Annotated in this window: 12 protein-coding genes; 1 reads left to right on the forward strand and 11 read right to left on the reverse strand. The window is 40.8% G+C overall.

Annotated elements, in window-relative coordinates:
- Positions 1-35: 35 nt before the first annotated feature.
- From T530_RS0103380 to T530_RS13395, 10 genes are all read right to left on the reverse strand, one after another.
- Positions 36-2,042, reverse strand: a complete 2,007-nt coding sequence (locus T530_RS0103380; RefSeq protein ID WP_027727816.1) for an ATP-dependent helicase — start codon at positions 2,040-2,042, stop codon at positions 36-38.
- A gap of 1 nt (position 2,043) precedes the next feature.
- Positions 2,044-3,474: an NAD(P)/FAD-dependent oxidoreductase gene (locus tag T530_RS0103385; protein WP_027727817.1), complete on the reverse strand. Its 1,431-nt coding sequence runs from the start codon at positions 3,472-3,474 to the stop codon at positions 2,044-2,046.
- Positions 3,475-3,596: 122 nt separating this feature from the next.
- Entirely contained in the window at positions 3,597-5,093 is a 1,497-nt protein-coding gene (malQ, locus tag T530_RS0103390; RefSeq protein WP_038073337.1) for a 4-alpha-glucanotransferase, read from the reverse strand.
- Between the two features lie 8 nt (positions 5,094-5,101).
- The gene (locus T530_RS0103395) at positions 5,102-6,112 is read right to left on the reverse strand and encodes a LacI family DNA-binding transcriptional regulator (protein WP_027727819.1); all 1,011 of its coding nucleotides are present in this window, start codon (positions 6,110-6,112) and stop codon (positions 5,102-5,104) included.
- 137 nt (positions 6,113-6,249) lie between these two features.
- Positions 6,250-7,095 (reverse strand): carbohydrate ABC transporter permease, encoded by an 846-nt coding sequence (locus tag T530_RS0103400; protein ID WP_027727820.1) that lies wholly within the window; start codon positions 7,093-7,095, stop codon positions 6,250-6,252.
- A complete protein-coding gene (locus T530_RS0103405; RefSeq protein ID WP_027727821.1) occupies positions 7,095-7,949 on the reverse strand; it encodes a carbohydrate ABC transporter permease in 855 nt (284 codons plus the stop codon). Before T530_RS0103405 ends, T530_RS0103400 begins: the two co-directional genes overlap by 1 nt.
- Positions 7,950-8,195: 246 nt before the next feature.
- Positions 8,196-9,521, reverse strand: a complete 1,326-nt coding sequence (locus T530_RS0103410) for an ABC transporter substrate-binding protein (protein WP_027727822.1) — start codon at positions 9,519-9,521, stop codon at positions 8,196-8,198.
- 241 nt (positions 9,522-9,762) lie between these two features.
- A complete protein-coding gene (locus T530_RS13390) occupies positions 9,763-13,368 on the reverse strand; it encodes an HD domain-containing phosphohydrolase (RefSeq protein WP_051537791.1) in 3,606 nt (1,201 codons plus the stop codon).
- Positions 13,365-14,414: a hypothetical protein gene (locus tag T530_RS0103420; protein WP_027727823.1), complete on the reverse strand. Its 1,050-nt coding sequence runs from the start codon at positions 14,412-14,414 to the stop codon at positions 13,365-13,367. The genes T530_RS13390 and T530_RS0103420 overlap by 4 nt, the downstream gene beginning before the upstream one ends.
- A gap of 3 nt (positions 14,415-14,417) precedes the next feature.
- Complete coding sequence (locus T530_RS13395; protein WP_051537792.1) at positions 14,418-15,629, reverse strand: BMP family ABC transporter substrate-binding protein; 1,212 nt, start codon at positions 15,627-15,629, stop codon at positions 14,418-14,420.
- A gap of 75 nt (positions 15,630-15,704) precedes the next feature.
- Between T530_RS13395 and T530_RS0103430 the strand changes: the two genes are divergently transcribed.
- The gene (locus T530_RS0103430) at positions 15,705-16,820 is read left to right on the forward strand and encodes a class I SAM-dependent methyltransferase (RefSeq protein WP_027727824.1); all 1,116 of its coding nucleotides are present in this window, start codon (positions 15,705-15,707) and stop codon (positions 16,818-16,820) included.
- Between the two features lie 130 nt (positions 16,821-16,950).
- On the opposite strand, the gene rpmE is transcribed toward T530_RS0103430, so the two are convergent.
- A complete protein-coding gene (gene rpmE, locus T530_RS0103435) occupies positions 16,951-17,163 on the reverse strand; it encodes a 50S ribosomal protein L31 (protein ID WP_027727825.1) in 213 nt (70 codons plus the stop codon).
- Between the last annotated feature and the right edge of the window lie 436 nt (positions 17,164-17,599).

Raw genomic sequence — 17,599 nt, forward strand, 5'->3', positions numbered from 1 at the left:
CAGTGTCATTATCGGGCTTGACCCGATAATCTTTCCTACATCTGAGACTTAAGTTTATCAAGGAAGTTACTGAACATTTCGCCTGTTTCTTCCTCGGTAAGCTGTTTTGGCTCGTGATATTCCACAAGATTTTGCGGGATTTCATCAAGGAAGCGGCTAGGTTCACTTTCTACGGTCATCTGCATTTTACGGCGTTTCTGACAGGCTGTCATAAAAAGCTTGTCACGGGCGCGGGTGATTGCAACGTAGAAAAGCCGTCTCTCTTCTTCCACATCACCGCCATTTTCTTCAACCGAACGGGCATGTGGAATTAAGCCCTCTTCTACCCCGGCAATAAAGACAACCGGGAACTCAAGTCCTTTTGAAGCGTGAATCGTCATCAAATTGACTTTTCCGCTGTCCTGCTCATCATCAATATCATCAGATGACATAAGGGTAACGCGGTTTAAGTAAGCGTAAAGGTTGGCATTCTGGTTTTCCGGGTTATTTTCCCAGCGTTCAATCATACCGATAAACATTTCGATATTATTCAGTTTAAAGCGAACTGCCTTTTCACTCTTAGGATATTCAGAAATCAGATAATCCCTGTAGTTGATGTCTTCTACCAGCTGGCGAACCTTGTTTGCCAAACCACGTCCGCTCAAAAGCTTCTGACGGTGACTTTCCATCAGATTTACAAACTCTTCCAGATCCTGCTTAAGAGTGTCGCTTGCTTCCGAGGCTTCTGCGTGAATAAGATAATCAATTGCGTTCCAGAGGGTACAGCCGTTTAATTCTGCTGCATCGTTAATAACCTGAATTGCCGCTCGCCCGATTCCCCGCCGAGGAGTATTTATAATTCGCAGCAAATTTATATCATCATCATGATTAGAAATTACACGAAGATAACTGATAACGTCCTTAATTTCCTTGCGTTCAAAAAAGGAAGTTCCGCCGCTCATTGTGTAGGGAATGTTGTTCTGTAAAAGTGCTTCTTCTATAAAGCGGCTCTGGGTATTTGCCCGGATAAGGATTCCAAAATCATCAAATTTTCTTTTTTCATCTGCCGCAATGCCAAGAATTGATTCCGAAATAAAATCTGCCTCGTCAGTTTCGTTTTCCGGCATAAAGATTTCAATCGGCTTACCTGCCCCATTACCGCTCCAGAGTTTTTTATCCTTGCGGTTGGTATTATGGGAAATTACACCGTTAGCCGCATCAAGAATTGTACCCGTAGAACGGTAATTCTGCTCCAGGCGGATTTCGGTCACGTCAAAATCGTGCTCAAAGTTTACGATATTCTGATAGTCTGCGCCTCGCCAGCTGTAAATGGACTGGTCATCATCACCTACTACGGCAACATTTTTGTCCGCAAGCAAGTGCATCAGCTCATACTGCTGGTGACTGGTATCCTGAAACTCATCGACCATAATGTACTTAAAGCGCTCGCGATAACGGGCAAGCACCTCAGGATTTTCACGGAAAAGTTTAATCGGCAAAACAATCAGGTCATCAAAATCAACAGCGTTGTAAAGCTTAAGGCCTTCCTGATAGCACTCGTAAAGAGGACGATACATATCGTTGGCAGTTTCCCAGGTTTTTCGGCCGGTTTTAATATTGGAAATCAGCTGTCCTATTTTATAAATATCAAGGGCTTCTGGGCTGTATTTGAGTTCGCGGCCGCATTCCTTAATCAGGGCAACGCGGTCAGTTTCATCATAAATAGAAAAGTTTTCGCGGTAACCAAGCTTTTCAATGTCCTGACGGAGCACCTTAACACCAAAAGCATGGAAGGTCGAAACAGTAAGATTCTGCAGCTTACGCTGAGTCAAATCCTTAATTCGCTCTTCCATCTCCTTTGCGGCTTTATTCGTAAAGGTCAGCGCCAGAATCTGACTCTGAGGAATACCCTTATCAAGCATGTGAGCAATTCTGAATGTAATAACGCGAGTTTTTCCAGAGCCCGCCCCCGCAATAATCAAAATAGCGCCTTCAGTCGTAATAACCGCGCGGTACTGTTCCGGGTTCAGCTCCTTTTTTAAGCTTTCGAGATCAATTGCCATTTTAGTTTAAAGCCTTTGCTATCTGTTCTGCTACATACAAGCCTGATGCTGACGACTGGCTCAGCGAATGTGTCCAGCCGGAACCGTCGCCGATGAAGTAAAGGCCTTCTAAGCCTTTTGCCCTCAGGTGTTCGTCTACATCAACTGTATTGTTATAGAATTTACATTCAACGCCGTAAAGAAGGTTGTCGTCATTTACCATACCAGGAACAAGATGGTCCAGGGCCTGAATCATTTCAATAATATCATCAAGAATACGCTTTGGAAGAACAAGGCTCAAATCGCCGGGCTCGGCATTAAGAGTTGGAAGAACTGTATTTTCTGCAATTCGGCTCTTTGTTGAACGCTTTCCGCGGATTAAATCGCCGTAGCGCTGAACAATTACACCACCACCCAGCATGTTAGAAAGTTTGATAATCGCTTCACCATATTCAGAGCTGTCATCAAAAGGCTCTGTAAAGGTCTTGCTTACCAGAAGTGCAAAGTTTGTATTGTTAGTTTTAAGAGCCGCGTCCTCAAAAGAGTGTCCGTTTACGGTAATACCGCCGTTCGTATTTTCTGTAACAACAGCGCCGGACGGATTCATACAGAAGGTGCGGACTAAATCTTCATAAGTCTTAGTGCGGTAGGTGATTTTACTTTCGTACAAATCTTTTGTAACGTGATTCCAGATTTCATCAGGGCATTCAAAACGCACACCGATATCAACACGGTTTGAGCGTGTATGAATCTTCAGCTTTTTACAAACATCCTTTACCCACTTACTGCCCGAGCGTCCCGCTGCAACGACAATCTGATTTGTAAAGATTTTAAAATCACCTGTCTCAACCTGATAAAGGCAGTCTTTCTTTGCCCCATTCTGATTAAGACTTATTGAAGATACTTCTGTGTTTGTAATGATTTCAACCTTGTGCTCTTTGAGGAAATTAATCAGTTCCTTATAAATCTGCTGGCCGTAGTCTGTTCCGAGGTGGCGGATATCAGCATCCAGAAGATGAAGGTTGTGCTGAGTACAGATTTTCTTGAAAAAAGAATCTTTAGAAGTATAAAGACGAGGAAAATCAAGATTTTTCTTTTCGCGCTTTGAATACTGTTTGAAAAAATTTTCGTTGCACTTATCAACAGTACGCATCAGTTCAAGAGCTTTTTCTTTTCCGATTTTTTCCCAGAGGTTTCCGCCAAAATCATTTGTAATAGGAAACTTTCCGTCGGAGAAGGCACCGGCACCGCCCTCACCGTCCATAATTGAACAGGTTTTACAACGCACACAGTTTGTCTTATTTTTGATAGCAGGGCATACGCGTTTTTCTATGGCATTACCCTTTTCAATAATAATAATATTAAGGTTTGGATTTTGATTCACAAGACCATAAGCCGTATAAAGACCGGCCGGGCCCGCTCCGATTATTACAACGTCATAATTTTCTTTCATTAAATCGTCCTAAAAAGTTATTCAACCTTTCCATTATAGCACAAATTTGACACAAAAAAAACAGCCGGAGATTTACTATCCGACTGCTTCATCTGTGTTTATCTGTGTCTCATCTGTGGCAATTATCTCTCACATCTTCCAAAGAGCTTTGAATAATAGCCAAGGAATTCAAACTGCTTATCAGTAATCTGATCCTCACTGGCACGCCACTTCCAGTTGTTGCCTACTGTAGATGGAATGTTCATGCGGGCAGCACCGTCAAGGCCGATTAAATCCTGCATGCACAAAATACAGGTGTTGGCAACACAGCTGAGAGCACTGATCATCATTTCCTGGCGGAGTTCGTCGTCGCTGTTGGCACGGAGATATTTTTTTGCAAAGGCAACGTCCTCAGCGCCGGCTGATTTACACCAGCCAAGAATTGTGTCGTTATCGTGGGTTCCTGTGTAAACAACGCTGTTGTGACCGTAGCGGTGAGGAATGTAATCACTTTCTTCGCGGCTGTCAAAGGCAAACTGAAGAACCTTCATTCCAGGGAAGCCTACGTCCTTAAGCATCTGAATTACAGTAGGGGTCAGGAAACCAAGGTCTTCTGCAATAATATTGATGTCGCCGAACTCTTTTCTGATTTCGTTAAAGAGATGAGCGCCAGGCCCCTTTCTCCACTGACCGGTCTTTGCATTCGGAGAACCGAAAGGAATACAGTAATATTCATCAAAACCGCGGAAGTGATCGATTCGGATTACATCATAAATTTTAAGACATTCTGAAATGCGCTTTTTCCACCAGGCGTAATTTGTCTGCTTGTGGTATTCCCAGTCGTAAACAGGGTTACCCCAGAGCTGACCGTCTGCACTAAAGGCATCTGGAGGACAACCTGCAACTTCAATAGGAGTCAAATCACCTTTAAGGGCAAACTGCTTTGGATTTGTCCAGACATCGCTTGAATCTGCGGCAACGTAAATAGGAATATCACCTACAATTTTAATGCCGTTATCGTTTGCGTATTTTTTAAGCTCGTACCACTGTTTATAGAAGAGATACTGCAAAATCTTATAATACTGGACGCGTTTTGCACAGCGCTGAGACCAGTTTACAACTGCGCCCGGCTGGCGAACTTTAATGTCACTTTCCCAGGTAGAAAAGCTTGCTCCGTTGTGGGCATCTTTAATTGCCATAAAAAGCGCATAGTCATCCAGCCAGAAAGAATTGTCTGAACAGTATTTTTCAAAATCTGCAGGAATATTTTTGTTAAAGTTTTCCTGAATTTTTGCAAAAACCTTGTGGCGTTCAACATACAAAAGACCGTAATCAACGTAGTTTTTATTGTCGCCCCAGTTTACATTAGCCCAGTCTTCGTGAGCCAAAAGCCCTTCGCTTTCCAGTTTTTCAAAATCAATAAAATAAGGGTTTCCGGCGAAAGTTGAAAAGCTCTGGTAAGGAGAATCGCCGTAGCTTGTAGGACAGATTGGAAGCATCTGCCAGTAGGTCTGTCCGTACTTTTTAAGGTAATCTACAAACTGATAGGCATATTTTCCCAAAGTTCCGATTCCGGTATTTCCCGGAAGAGAAGAAATATGCATCAAAACTCCGCTTGCTCTATTGTCTAAAATACTCATAGTTTCTCCTAAATATATACCCTTTTTACGCTTTCACCCTGAACAAACTCAAAAGGAATGTATTTGTTCACAGGTTCAGCATTATTTTCTATACAGTCAAGCAGTATTGAAAGTCCTTCATCTGCCAGGCTGTTTGAAAGCTGTTTAATAGTAGTAAGACGCGGCAAATAAAATTCACCAAGAGAAATACCGTCAAAGCCGATTACAGAAATATCTTCCGGGATTTTATATCCCATATCTGAAAGCTGACGGCAGGCACCGATTGCCATTGCGTCCGACATTGTAAAAATCGCAGTCAAATCCCTGTTCTTTTCAATCAGGATTTTTGCTGCATAAGCCCCGCCCTCAAAAGAATATTTTGAAGCGACGTAAGACTCCTTAAAATCAAAATCTAATCCTGCCATTTTCATAGCAGATAAAAAGCCGTCAAAACGCTTCTGCGTCATGTCAGATCCGCCAAGATTACCGCCGATAACTCCGATTTTCTGATGGCCGTTATGAATAAGGTAATTTGCCGAATACTGGGCAGCAGTAAAGTTATCGGTAGAGACGCTGGAAAGACAGATCCCTTCTATTCTATCTGCCTCATTGGAAATTACGACGCAGGGCACCTGAAGCTTTTCAAAATCTTCCCGGAATAAATCAGGGCTTCCACCAAGAAAAATCACCCCGACCGGCTTCTGCTCATAGTAAATGCGGTTAGCTGCTTTTGCCTCATTTTCGTATTCATCAAGAACTACAACGCTGGCATTATATGGAAGCGGCTCAATTCTTTTTTGAATACGTTCCAGAAGGCTGTTCAAAAGAATGCTGGAAGTTCCCTTTACGATGATGACTAAAGTTTTTCTGTCCTGCTGCTTAAGCTGCTTTGCATTTGTATTGAGAATAAAATCATGCTTTTTTACAACTGCCAGAACTTTTTCACGGGTCTTGTCACTCACATCGGGGTGATTGTTCAAAACTCGGGAAACAGTTCCAACAGCGCAGCCGCATTCGCGGGCAATATCCTTTATAGTCATATTAAAAAATATATCAACACCATGAAAAATGCTTGCTCCGGGAACCGTGATATTGCTCCGCTACGTGACGCTACGCAAATCACGAACCCCAGCTCCGCATTTTTCACATCGCATTTCCTTTTTAATCTGCCGAACAGCTAGCCTTTCACAGCACCGGCAATAACGCCCTTGATTATATACTTTTGTGACGAAATATAGAATGCAATAATAGGAACAATTGCAACTACCAGCATAGCCATAAATCCACCGTAATCAGTTGAACCATAAGCGCCCTGCATTGCAAGCTGAATTGCAACAGGAACAGTCTTGTGGTCAGAACCCAAAATAAGATAAGGAAGAAGATAGTCATTCCAGATCCACATTGCCTGAAGAATTGCAACAGTAATTGCAGTCGGCTTCAGCATCGGGAACACTACCATAAAGTAAGTCTGAATAGGATTACAGCCGTCAATTGTTGCAGCCTCTTCAACCTCAAGCGGAATCGACTTAATAAAACCTGTGAACATGAAAACTGTAAGACCGGCACCAAAGCCAAGGTAAACAAAAAGAATTCCGAATACGTTATCAAAATAAATGCGGTTTACCACAAAAGTCATTGTGTACATTACCATCTGGAATGGAACAATCATACTGAAGGTAAACATATAATAAAGAATTCTTGTAAACTTGCTTTTAGCGCGAACAATAAACCATGCAGTCATGGAAGTACAGACAATAATCAGCATAACACCGACAACTGTAATCCAAACAGAACGGATAAAGGCGATAAAAAATCCCGAAGAAGTAATACCGCGGACATAGTTTTCAAATCCTACGAACATTGAACCAAAAGGCAGCGCAAAAGGATCTGTAGAAACATAAAGGCGCGACTTAAAGGAGTTCATAAAAACAAGTAAAATCGGAAAAATAAATATTGCAGTAAGGGCAATGAGAAGACAGGTCTGTGCGAACTGCTTAGTCCCTTTGTTATTTTCTATCATCATTAGTGTTCAATCTCCTTTGTATTTGTAAGTTTAAGCTGAACAAAGGCAATAATGGCAACAATCAGGAAGAAAACCACAGCCTTAGCCTGACCTACCCCCTGGAAACCTGTTCTACCGTAGAAGGTTTTGTAAATGTTCAGGGCGAGCATTTCTGTACTTGTACCAGGAGCGCCGTTTGTAAGTGCCAGGTTCTGGTCGAACATTTTGAAAGAGTTTGTAAGTGTCAGGAACATACAGATAGTAATGGAAGGCATTACCATCGGAAGTTTGATTTTGAAAAGTGTTGTAAGGCCCGAAGCACCGTCAATTGAAGCTGCCTCAAGCATATCAGAAGGAATATTCTGAAGACCGGCAATGTAGATTACCATCATATAACCGATAAGCTGCCAGTTTGTAAGAACTACAAGTCCCCAGAATCCGTATTTTGCATTGAAAGAAATATCCTCTCCAAAAAAGTGAAGAAGAATACCATTAATAAGAAGGTTCCAGATATATCCAAGTACAATACCGCCGATTAAGTTTGGCATGAAGAAAACCGAGCGGAAGAAGTTTGTTCCCTTAAGACCTTTTGTAAGAAGAAGAGCCAGAAGGAATGCAAAAACGTTTACAGTAATCATGGAAACAACAGTAAATAATGTTGTAAATCTCAGTGCATGGATAAATTCATCATTGATTGTAAAAGCACGAATATAATTCTTAAAGCCAACAAAATGCGCGTCCGTAACAACCTTGAATTTTGTAAAAGAAAGCAAAAATCCCATGATAAATGGAACTACAAAAAAAAGTGTAAAAGCAAGCAATGTTGGCAAAACAAATACTGGAAAATATTTTTTTATTGCCTTGTTGTTTTCCATAAAAAATAATCCTCAAAAATAAATCTAATAAAAAATGTTGTTTAATAAATAAAAAAACTGTAAAAAACAGCTACCGCTATGGCGCGTATTCAATCTGCGGGCGTGGGATATTTGGAAATTGGACTCGCTTCGCTCGCCCCCACGATGCAGCTTGAATCCGCACCTACGCTCCCGCTGTTTTTTACAGCTCCGAATTAGTATCAGTTTTGTTATTACATTTAAGTAATAATCAAATTACTTATTCGATTACTCTTCTACTAACTCCCATTCAGTCTTCCAGTTCTTTACAACGTTAGAAGCTACAGTGTTCCAGTCTTTAGAACCCTGGCAGTACTGAAGAAGGTCAGCACCAAAGTTGTCTTTGAATGTCTGTGAAGGGAACAATGTGAAGTTCCAAGATACAGAAGTAATTCCTTTCTTAGACATGAATTTCAAGATTTCTTTAGCAAGTGGATCTGTTGGTTTTTCGTTCTCAGCGAATGTATCGAAAGGAGCGATGAAACCAAGTTTGTTTGTTACATAGTTCTTACCTGTAGAAGAAGAGTACAACCAGTAGATGAAGTCAGCAGTTGCTTTCTGATCTTCTTTAGAAGCTTTCTTGTTGATACAGTAGAAGTTTTCTGTTCCAACACAAAGACCCTGGTTTTCTTCACCAGCTACACCAGTATAGATTGGGAGATATTTTACGTTGTCAGCCTTAACTTTGTTTCCGCTTACACCGTTAATCTGTCCCCAAGCCCAGTTACCGTTCTGAACCATAGCACATTCTTCCAAAGCAAATTCAGCCATAGACTGATCTACAGTTTTTACACCAACGTTTTTCTTGTCTACAACAGAGTCAGTTGTGTAAAGATCGAAGATGTTCTTGAAGTTGTTACCATACTGGAATTTGATTGCGTGAGTAGCCTTTGAAGTCAAGTCAATCTTGTTGTTCTTGAATTCGTAATAAACAGGAAGGTTTGCAAGGTGTGTCTGCCATCTCCAGTCCTCACCTGCTTTCAAAGAAGTAGAAGCGAATACACCTTTGATTCCGAGAGCAGCAGCGTTTTTCTGCATATCGTCGCAGAGTTCCTTAAGTTTAGCAAAGTTGTTGATTTCGTCCATGCTCTTGAAAGATGTAGCTTTTGTTGAAAGTGCAAAGTATTTGTCAGTAATAGCCTTGTTGTAAATAATTCCGTAGCCTTCAACTACATAAGGAATACCATAAGCCTTGCCCTTATCTGTGATTGCAAGTGATTTGTCAGAAAGATGTTTATAGATTTCAGTACCAGTCAAATCAGCGCAGTAATCTTTCCAGTTTGAGTAGCCTACAGGTCCGTTAATCTGGAACAATGTAGGAGCCTGTTTTGTTGCCATTTTTGCTGTCAAAGTAGATTCATAAGTGTTGTTAGCAGCAGTTTCAACGATAACCTTTACGCCAGTTTCCTTTTCGTAAGCGGCAGCAAGTTCTTCATAAACAGCAGTTACTTCTGGTTTGAAGTTAAGGTAGCGTACAGTTCCCTTTTTTGGAGCAGCATTCAAACTGAGTGCGGCAGCCAGCATAGCACAAGTGCTAATTACGATTTTTTTCATTATTTCCTCCTAGAAAAAAATACATTTTTTATTAAATTGGAAACGTTTCCAATTTTACACATTATTTTTGGAAACGTTACTGGAAACGTTTCCAAATTACATTTTAACAATATCACGGGATTTTACACTTGTCAAATAAATTTTAGCAAATTTTGAAAAATATTTTAACGATAAACCATTTTTCAGGCGGGCGTCATCTCAAACTCGCCTTCCAGGCTCCACTACGTTCGGCACTCCGGCATTAAAATGCCTGCGTGCTGGCTTCGCCACCTTCCACGCTCGCGCCGTATGCAACTTCATCAGTTTCAGTGACAGTCTTCTCAACGTTGAGTTTTCCGCTTTCTATCAAATCAAGCATGATGTCCACAAGACAAGGATCAAACTGCTTGCCGGCGCTTCTCTTAAGCTCTGCCGTTACAAAATCCATATCCAGGGCTTTTCGGTAAACTCGGTTTGCAGTCATGGCATCAAAGGCATCGGCAATTCCAATAATTCTGGCGTTTACGGGAATTTTCTCCCCTTTCAAGCCGTTAGGATAGCCGGTTCCGTCAAAATGCTCATGGTGATATTTAGCACCTTCATCAACATGAGGAATAAGCGTAAAGTCTTTCAGAATTGCGCCACCAATTATCGTGTGCTTTTTCATTATTTCATATTCATCATCATTAAGAGCCGACTGCTTGTTCAAAATTGCATCCGGAACACCAATCTTTCCGATATCATGCAAGAGTCCTGTTCGCCTCAGCTGTGCCTGTTCATCTTCTGTAAAACCAAGCTCCTTGGCAATCAAAACAGCGTATTCGGCAACACGCATGGAATGACGACCGGTACTTTCATTACGGGCTTCAAGGGCATTTGCAATAGAGAAAATTGTTTCGTTACCCAGGCGAACCTGCCGCTTGATATCTTCCATTTCCTTATTCTGCTTTTCAAGGCGTTTTTCCTGCAGGGCAGAAGTTACATACCAGGTAAGCCATACAATCGCAAGCATGGCAACACCCAGGGTATAAATAAAGAACCACCAGTTATCGTAAATCCTGAAAGGCTTTTTAATCGTGTAGATAGACTCTTCCACAGTTCTTCGTCCCTTTGAATCAAGAACTGCTATGTGAAATTTGTATTCCCCGGACTTTATGTTTGTGTAAATCTTACTTGTAAGCTCATTCTGCAGCATGACAGAAGGCTTTTCATCGACACCTTCCAGAAAAAGACTTACATAAGGTGTATTCAGGGAATAATTTATGATTTCAGGAACAATTTCCACAGTTCCAGTTTCAGAAGAAAGGATAAAAGGAATATCCTTCTGAACAATATGCCTTCTTCCGTCAATTACAACAGATTTTAACTGCATGCGGTAAGAATGTTCCTGCTTATCATAAGTATTGAGGTTGATTTTTGAAGCCCCTGCATCACAGGAAAGATACAAGTCTCCGTTTTCATCAAGATAATTCCAGGAATTTGCAGTAAGAGCGCCCCTCAAGCCTTTTTCAGAATCCAGAAGCTCGTAATCAAGCTTCATTCCGCTCAAAAGTTCATCCCGGTTTACAACATAAATTCCTGCGCTGCACAAAACAAAAAGGTTTTTATCAGGCCGGATAATCAAGTCATAATTATTTGAATAAGGGAAATTCGAAAGAATGCGGATAGGCTTTTCCGCCCCCTCTGAAAAATCAAGATATGCAAGACCGTTACTTGTTACGGCAAAAACTTTTCCCGTCGGATTTTCTCCCTCGAAATCATTTACAGTACGCAAAATTACATTGGAAGAAATTCCGTCGCTTCTTTTTATCAGCCTTGAAATAGAATAAGTTCCCTCTTCATCTTCCTTTTCTATTACAGCAAGACCGCCGCCGTCAGTGCCCGCAAGAATGATACCGTCAGGAGTTTCAGAAAGACACAAAACCATTGAGTTTTCAAAGCCGTCCTTTACAGTAAGCCACTGAACAATCCTGTCATTTTTAATTAGAGCAAGACCGTCACTGGAACCTGCGGCAAGAGCTCCGTCTGCAAGTTCAATCGCCACACGGAACAGATGCCCCTGTCCCAGTGTAATAATCCGCCCGTCAGGGAAAACTTTTACAAGCCCCCGGGACTTTGTGCTTATCCACATTTCTCCGTTTTTAGTCAGAGTTATACAGCGGCAGCGAACACCCTTTAAGAATTTTGTAATTTCATTATTAAGCGGGCGTTCACTTTCAGCGTCAACTGCCATAAGTCCGTCATCTGTTGCAAAGTAAAGCACTCCCCTATATTTAGCTGTAGAGTTTACGACAGAAACAGGCAGGTCAGCCGACGCATAGATTTCAGAAAAAGAGTTTTCGCACATCTTAAGAAGGCCAAGTCTTGATGATGTAAACCAGAAGTTTCCCTGATAGTCCTCTGTCATGTTATCAATGGAATTATTAAAATTTCCGCTTTCAATCAGGCTGATTTTTCCATTTTCAATACAACCGATTCCGTTATCAGCGCAGACAAATGCTGTATCATTATAAAATTCAACCGAGTTTATATGATAAAAGCCCTGACAATCTATCTGAGAGTCAAAGACAAGCTCTTTCCCACGAACCTGATATGACAGTAGCTTGTTTGAATCCGTTGCCGCATATAAAAGTCCTTCTGGCGTAAAGGCAACAGAAATAAAGCGCTCCTTTATATTTTTAGAAGTCCAGCCAATTCCGTCAGCATTATTAAATAAAAATAAAGTTCCGGCTGAACTTACTGCGGCAATATGTTCATCCTTGTCAGCCGCAAGGCTTATTGCCGTCTGAATTTCAGGAAAAGTTGAAACAACTCCTAAGCCGTCTGCAATTTCAAGGACAGCCAGAGCTTCTGCCGTTCCCACATAATAAAGTCCGTCACTTCCGCGGATAATGCTTCTTACAGCGTCGGCAGGCAGGCCGTCACTTTCTTCAATCACGTTCATAATGCTTTCATTGATGATGATTGAAAGTCCGTTATCATTTGTTCCAACAAAAAGCCTGTCATCATCATCAACATAAAGGCATTTTACAGCCTTAATTGAGTCAAACTCCGTCATAAGGCGGAACTCAATTCCGTTATAGCGGTAAAGACCTTCATAAGTTCCAATCCATAAAACACCGTCATCTGTGGAAACTATATCATTTGCCTTGCCGCCGTTAAGTCCGTTGGATTTATTGTAAAGGGTTTGTGTATAGGACGAATAAATTTTTGACTGGGCAGAAAGTTTTTCCCCGCCTACCAGCAGAAAGCCCGCAAAAAGCAGGAATAAAACCATATCCCGCCATGTAAAAGCCTGAATAATCTGAGGAAAATTCGGTTTCAAAACCCTGTAAATTCTTATTACCGCAAAAAGAAGGACAAGGGTAATTACCTTATCCAAAAAATCCATATAAAACTGTCCGAGAATCAGACAGATAATGCGGGGAACTCCAAAAGAAGAAAACAATTCCACAATTCCGTTGCCCCACTCGTTTCCGACATCGCCGCCATAAAAAACGATATTGAGGACTACGGAAATCAGCACGCAGACCAAAGTTACTAAAACTGAAAGGCTCATCGTCTTCAAAAGAGTTTCCAGCCAGCCGCGTTTTGCCATAATTCCGACAACTACAGCAATAAAAATACTTGTAAGAGAATAGACAAAGGAAATGGGATTAAAAAGTCCGTGAAGTATATTTCCTGAAACACCAACTACAGCCCCACAAAAAGGTCCAAGACAATAAGCCGTAAGAAAAGTACCAAAGGAATCAAGCCACAGGGGAAGATTAAGGCTGTCCGCAAAAAGCCTTCCCCCCAGATTAAGGGCCATACTTAAAAATACAAGAAGAAAAACCTGCCAGGCTTTTAAGTTTGATTCACATTTCATATTGCTTCACCTTTATCATCCGTAATTTCCTGACTCACCGGTAATACTGTTCCGATTATACAGAAGGGCTCCCCTACGTTATCAAATCTGATTACACAATTCAGGGTACAGTCTTCCCCAGTTTCTTTAATTTTTGTCTGAATCTGACCGCACCAGCCGTTTTTAGAGCGGGCAATAAGCCTCATAAGTTCAATATCAGATATTGTAAAGAGATTCCTTAGATAAGGTTTTCCATCTTCCTTGATGGCAAGTTTTTGAGCTGCCTCAGGATTGAATACGCTTATAAAACCGTCCAGATTGAAAATCAAAATAGGAACATTAATGGAATTAAAAACGTCCTTACATACATTTTTTACGGTTGGAGTAAATAAAAGATGCTGCTTAACCGCTACCCAGAAAAAGAAATAAACAAAGGCAAAGGCAATGCTGTATAAAAAGGTCGGATATTTTTCCATTCCAAGACCCTTAAATAAATCCGGCAGGGCTCCAAGAAGAATTACATAATTTGATGCCATAATCTGCGCAGAAAAACGCTTGTCACGATGTACTTTTTTACTTTTATACCATTGAATGCCAAAAGTCTGCATGAAAAAAGCAACGACACAGACATAGGCATAATGATACATAAAGGCTCCGCCGCCAATATTTTCATAAGAAGTATGATAATTGTATCTTACATAAGTGATTGTGTGGGGGCGTCCAAAAATAATAAGGTCAAAGACAATCAGCAGGGCAAGAAATCCGCAGATAATATAGCGGATGGTTAGTTTTGTTTTTAGTTCAAAGGTCAAAAAGGTAAATTCAAGAAAAAGAAAAATATCAATTCCAAAAAGTCCTATTATTCGGGGAATAAAAGCGTATTGGGTGTAAGGCATAAGGCCCATCACTGAATAACCCGCGCAGATTAAAAAAATTGCGCCTCCAAACAAGGGGGTAAAATTTCTGACATGGGCTGTATCAGGCTCTTCAAGAAAAAAAACGATTCCGCTGACAAGAGCAAGGACTGCCGTTGAAATTAAAATCATGTTTAATACGATTCCAAGCATTTTTTACTCCCCCTTCACAGTTATAAAATCACGCAAAATGTAGCAGAACTTAGGAGCAGATGAAGTTTCGTTTTCTATAAATGGTGTCTTAAAATCCCTTACATCATCAACATTAAAAATATTTACGCCAATATAATTTCCGCTGAAAACTGATATTTTTCCGTCCGCAAACTGATTTTTTACCCTCTGAATTTCTTCCTGTGTGCCTTTTGCGGCAATAATTCCGTTCAACCCAAGAATCTCAATCCAGTCCTTGTCAAAACCGGCAGAAGAATCATTTCCCTTCAGGTTAGATTTAACGACAGATTCAATCCTCTTTCCGTCAATAACAGCCTGAGCCGCAGCAATAATATAGGGAGTCCAGTTAATTCTGCATGAAACTAGTGATGTTGTAGGAGCTACATCTGTCATACTCTGGTTATAGCCGACATGAAATACAGTTTTTCCTTTTTTGATGCTGGCCTCTTCACAGGCAATTGCAGGACCTGTCGTATCAGAATGCTGACTGATTATTACACAGCCTTCTTCAATCAGTTTTTCAGCAGCCTTTCTTTCTATAATGTGATTACTCCAGGTATTGGTATAACTGACAGACATCTGAACTTCATTTACGATGCTTTTTACACCAAGAAAAAATGCCGTATAACCAGAAATTACTTCAGGATAAGGATAAGCCGCAACATAACCGATTTTTGCATCGCTGAGCTTTAATCTTCCATGAAGGATAAGTTCCCTAAGCTTCATTCCGGCAACAACGCCTGCAGTATAGCGGCCTTCGTAAATCCGTCCCATAAAATTATGAAAATTAGGAAGAACAGGTGCCTCATTTGCAAGGTTGCCTGTAGCATGACAGAACTGAACTTCCGGATACTTTGAAGCCATATTTTTTGTTGCTTGTCCATAACCGTAACTTGTAGAAATGATAAGTTCACAGCCCTGATTAATTAAATCTTCTATCGCTTTTTCGCAGCTGTCGCCATATTCCTTGATATTGAATTTTGCGACAGTCTGAACCTTAGAGCCAAGAGCATCTTCCAGCTCCAGCTGACTTCTGTAAAAGTTATTTGTATAGGCAGTTGCCGTATCACCAATATAAACAAAACCAACCTTAAGGTGACTAATAGTATTCGGCTTAAAGATACAATTTTGAGGAAGAAACATTACAGCAATACCAAAAATAACAGTACAAACCGTAATGAAGTATTTACTTTTCATAGTTTTTCACTTTTTATATTAAGTATTTCCTATAGTATACCATAAATACTAAAAATGTGATAAGGTTAAATCATTATGATTGAAGAAATTGCTGAAAAAAATTCATATCAGGCCCAGCTTTTTACAAACCGCCTGAAAAAAAAATATAAGGAACTCCGCAAGTGGGCACGTAAAAACCGCATTTCCTGTTACCGCCTTTACGACCGCGACATTCCTGAAGTTCCACTTTCCCTTGATGTATATGAATTTCTTCCGTCAAGCGTAGACAGCACAATTGAATGCGCCCGCTTTTTATCAGAACAGAACGCCCGCATTTCCGCAAATGATCCGCTGGTAGAAAAAGAAATAGAAGAACGCCGTTTTGCCGTACTCTATCTTTATGAACGCCCTTATGAAAAACCAGCCGAAGAAGAAGAAATCTGGTTTAACCTTATGACAGAACAGGCAGCAAGCGCTTTAAACATTCCTGTAAGCCACATAATCAAAAAGGAACGACGCCAGCAGAAAGGCACAAGCCAGTATGAAAAGTCAGAAGAAGCTTCTCAGGAATTTACTTCCCTTATTCAGGAGCAGGGACAGCTTTTCAAAATCAATCTTGGTTCTTATCTTGATACAGGACTTTTCTTTGACCACCGCCCTCTGCGCGCTAAAGTACGCGAAATTTCTGGCGGTAAGCGAGTTCTCAACCTATTCTGCTACACAGGAAGTTTTTCTGTTTACGCAGCAAGCGGCGGCGCAAAATATGTAGAATCTCTCGACCTTTCAAACACTTATTTAAGCTGGGCAAAAGAAAATCTTGAGCTCAACGGTTTTAAGGGCAAAAACTATATCTTTACAAAAACTGATGTAATTTCCTGGCTTTATGAAAAGGTAAAAAACTCTTCTGATGATGAAAAAGAAAAGTTTGACATTATCATTCTTGATCCGCCTACTTTCAGCAATTCAAAATCAACTGCAAATGTCCTGGACATCAACCGCGACTGGCCCAAACTTATTGAACAGTGCGTAAAACTGCTCTCGTCAAAAGGCACCCTTTATTTTTCTACAAACAGCACAAAACTCATTTTTGACGCCGAAAAGATTCCGCAGAAGGATAAGGTCACTGTTACAGACATCACGGCTGCTTCAATTCCAAAGGATTTTGAAGGCACAAAATGCCACAAGGCCTGGTCGATTACACTTAATAGTTAAAAAAAATAAAGGCAGTCAATTTGACTGCCTATTAAAGTCGGCAAGCACAGCTTGCCTCTGAGCTATTTTTCTCGATAATCCTAAAACGACCCTGTCGGCTCGTTTTTTAACGGATTTTCGATTATCAGCTTTACTTGTTTTCTGCTTTGATTCCGTAGCGTTTGTTGAAGCGATCGATACGACCTGCAGTATCAACAAGTTTCTGCTTACCAGTATAGAATGGGTGGCAAGCTGAACAAATTTCAACGTGGATGTTCTCTACAGTTGAACGTGTTTCGATAACATTACCGCAAACGCAAGTAATTTTTGTCATTTTGTAATCTGGGTGGATTCCCTTTTTCATAAAAAACTCCTGTTTCTTGCCCGATATTACGCCCGGCCGCCCCTGGCTTGTCATCTGAAAGTGCTAAGCAGATTTCAAATAACTTCCATCATTCCGCTACCGTCAACTAAAATTACAAAAATAATATCACAAGATAAAATTAGTTGTATAAATATAACAAAAAAAGCGGATATAAGTCAACATAGTTGTATATGCAGGCTACAAAAAAAAAATGCTTCCGCGGATAACCGCTATTTCCCCCAGAAATCTAAACACCATCGCTCCCGGTCGCATGCCATGAATCAAAACCGCGCGATATCGCGCTACATGCTGATTGTGGCAAAGAAACTATTTACCGTGCCGCTCCCGCGGCACTCCACAATCAGAATGTTTTTGCTTCATGTCATGCTCCCTCGCGCAAGGCTTTTATCTTCCAAAATAATAACCTTACCGCGCT

The sequence above is a fragment of the Treponema sp. C6A8 genome (genome assembly GCF_000619925.1).
Classification (GTDB): domain Bacteria; phylum Spirochaetota; class Spirochaetia; order Treponematales; family Treponemataceae; genus Treponema_D.

Coding starts and splice junctions, on each gene's coding strand:
- T530_RS0103400 (WP_027727820.1), bottom strand. CDS start 7,095: ATGATGATAGAAAATAACAAAGGGACTAAGCAGTTCGCACAGACCTGT.
- T530_RS0103395 (WP_027727819.1), bottom strand. CDS start 6,112: ATGACTATAAAGGATATTGCCCGCGAATGCGGCTGCGCTGTTGGAACT.
- T530_RS0103420 (WP_027727823.1), bottom strand. CDS start 14,414: ATGCTTGGAATCGTATTAAACATGATTTTAATTTCAACGGCAGTCCTT.
- T530_RS0103430 (WP_027727824.1), top strand. CDS start 15,705: ATGATTGAAGAAATTGCTGAAAAAAATTCATATCAGGCCCAGCTTTTT.
- T530_RS0103380 (WP_027727816.1), bottom strand. CDS start 2,042: ATGGCAATTGATCTCGAAAGCTTAAAAAAGGAGCTGAACCCGGAACAG.
- T530_RS0103410 (WP_027727822.1), bottom strand. CDS start 9,521: ATGAAAAAAATCGTAATTAGCACTTGTGCTATGCTGGCTGCCGCACTC.
- T530_RS13395 (WP_051537792.1), bottom strand. CDS start 15,629: ATGAAAAGTAAATACTTCATTACGGTTTGTACTGTTATTTTTGGTATT.
- T530_RS0103405 (WP_027727821.1), bottom strand. CDS start 7,949: ATGGAAAACAACAAGGCAATAAAAAAATATTTTCCAGTATTTGTTTTG.
- rpmE (WP_027727825.1), bottom strand. CDS start 17,163: ATGAAAAAGGGAATCCACCCAGATTACAAAATGACAAAAATTACTTGC.
- T530_RS13390 (WP_051537791.1), bottom strand. CDS start 13,368: ATGAAATGTGAATCAAACTTAAAAGCCTGGCAGGTTTTTCTTCTTGTA.
- T530_RS0103385 (WP_027727817.1), bottom strand. CDS start 3,474: ATGAAAGAAAATTATGACGTTGTAATAATCGGAGCGGGCCCGGCCGGT.
- malQ (WP_038073337.1), bottom strand. CDS start 5,093: ATGAGTATTTTAGACAATAGAGCAAGCGGAGTTTTGATGCATATTTCT.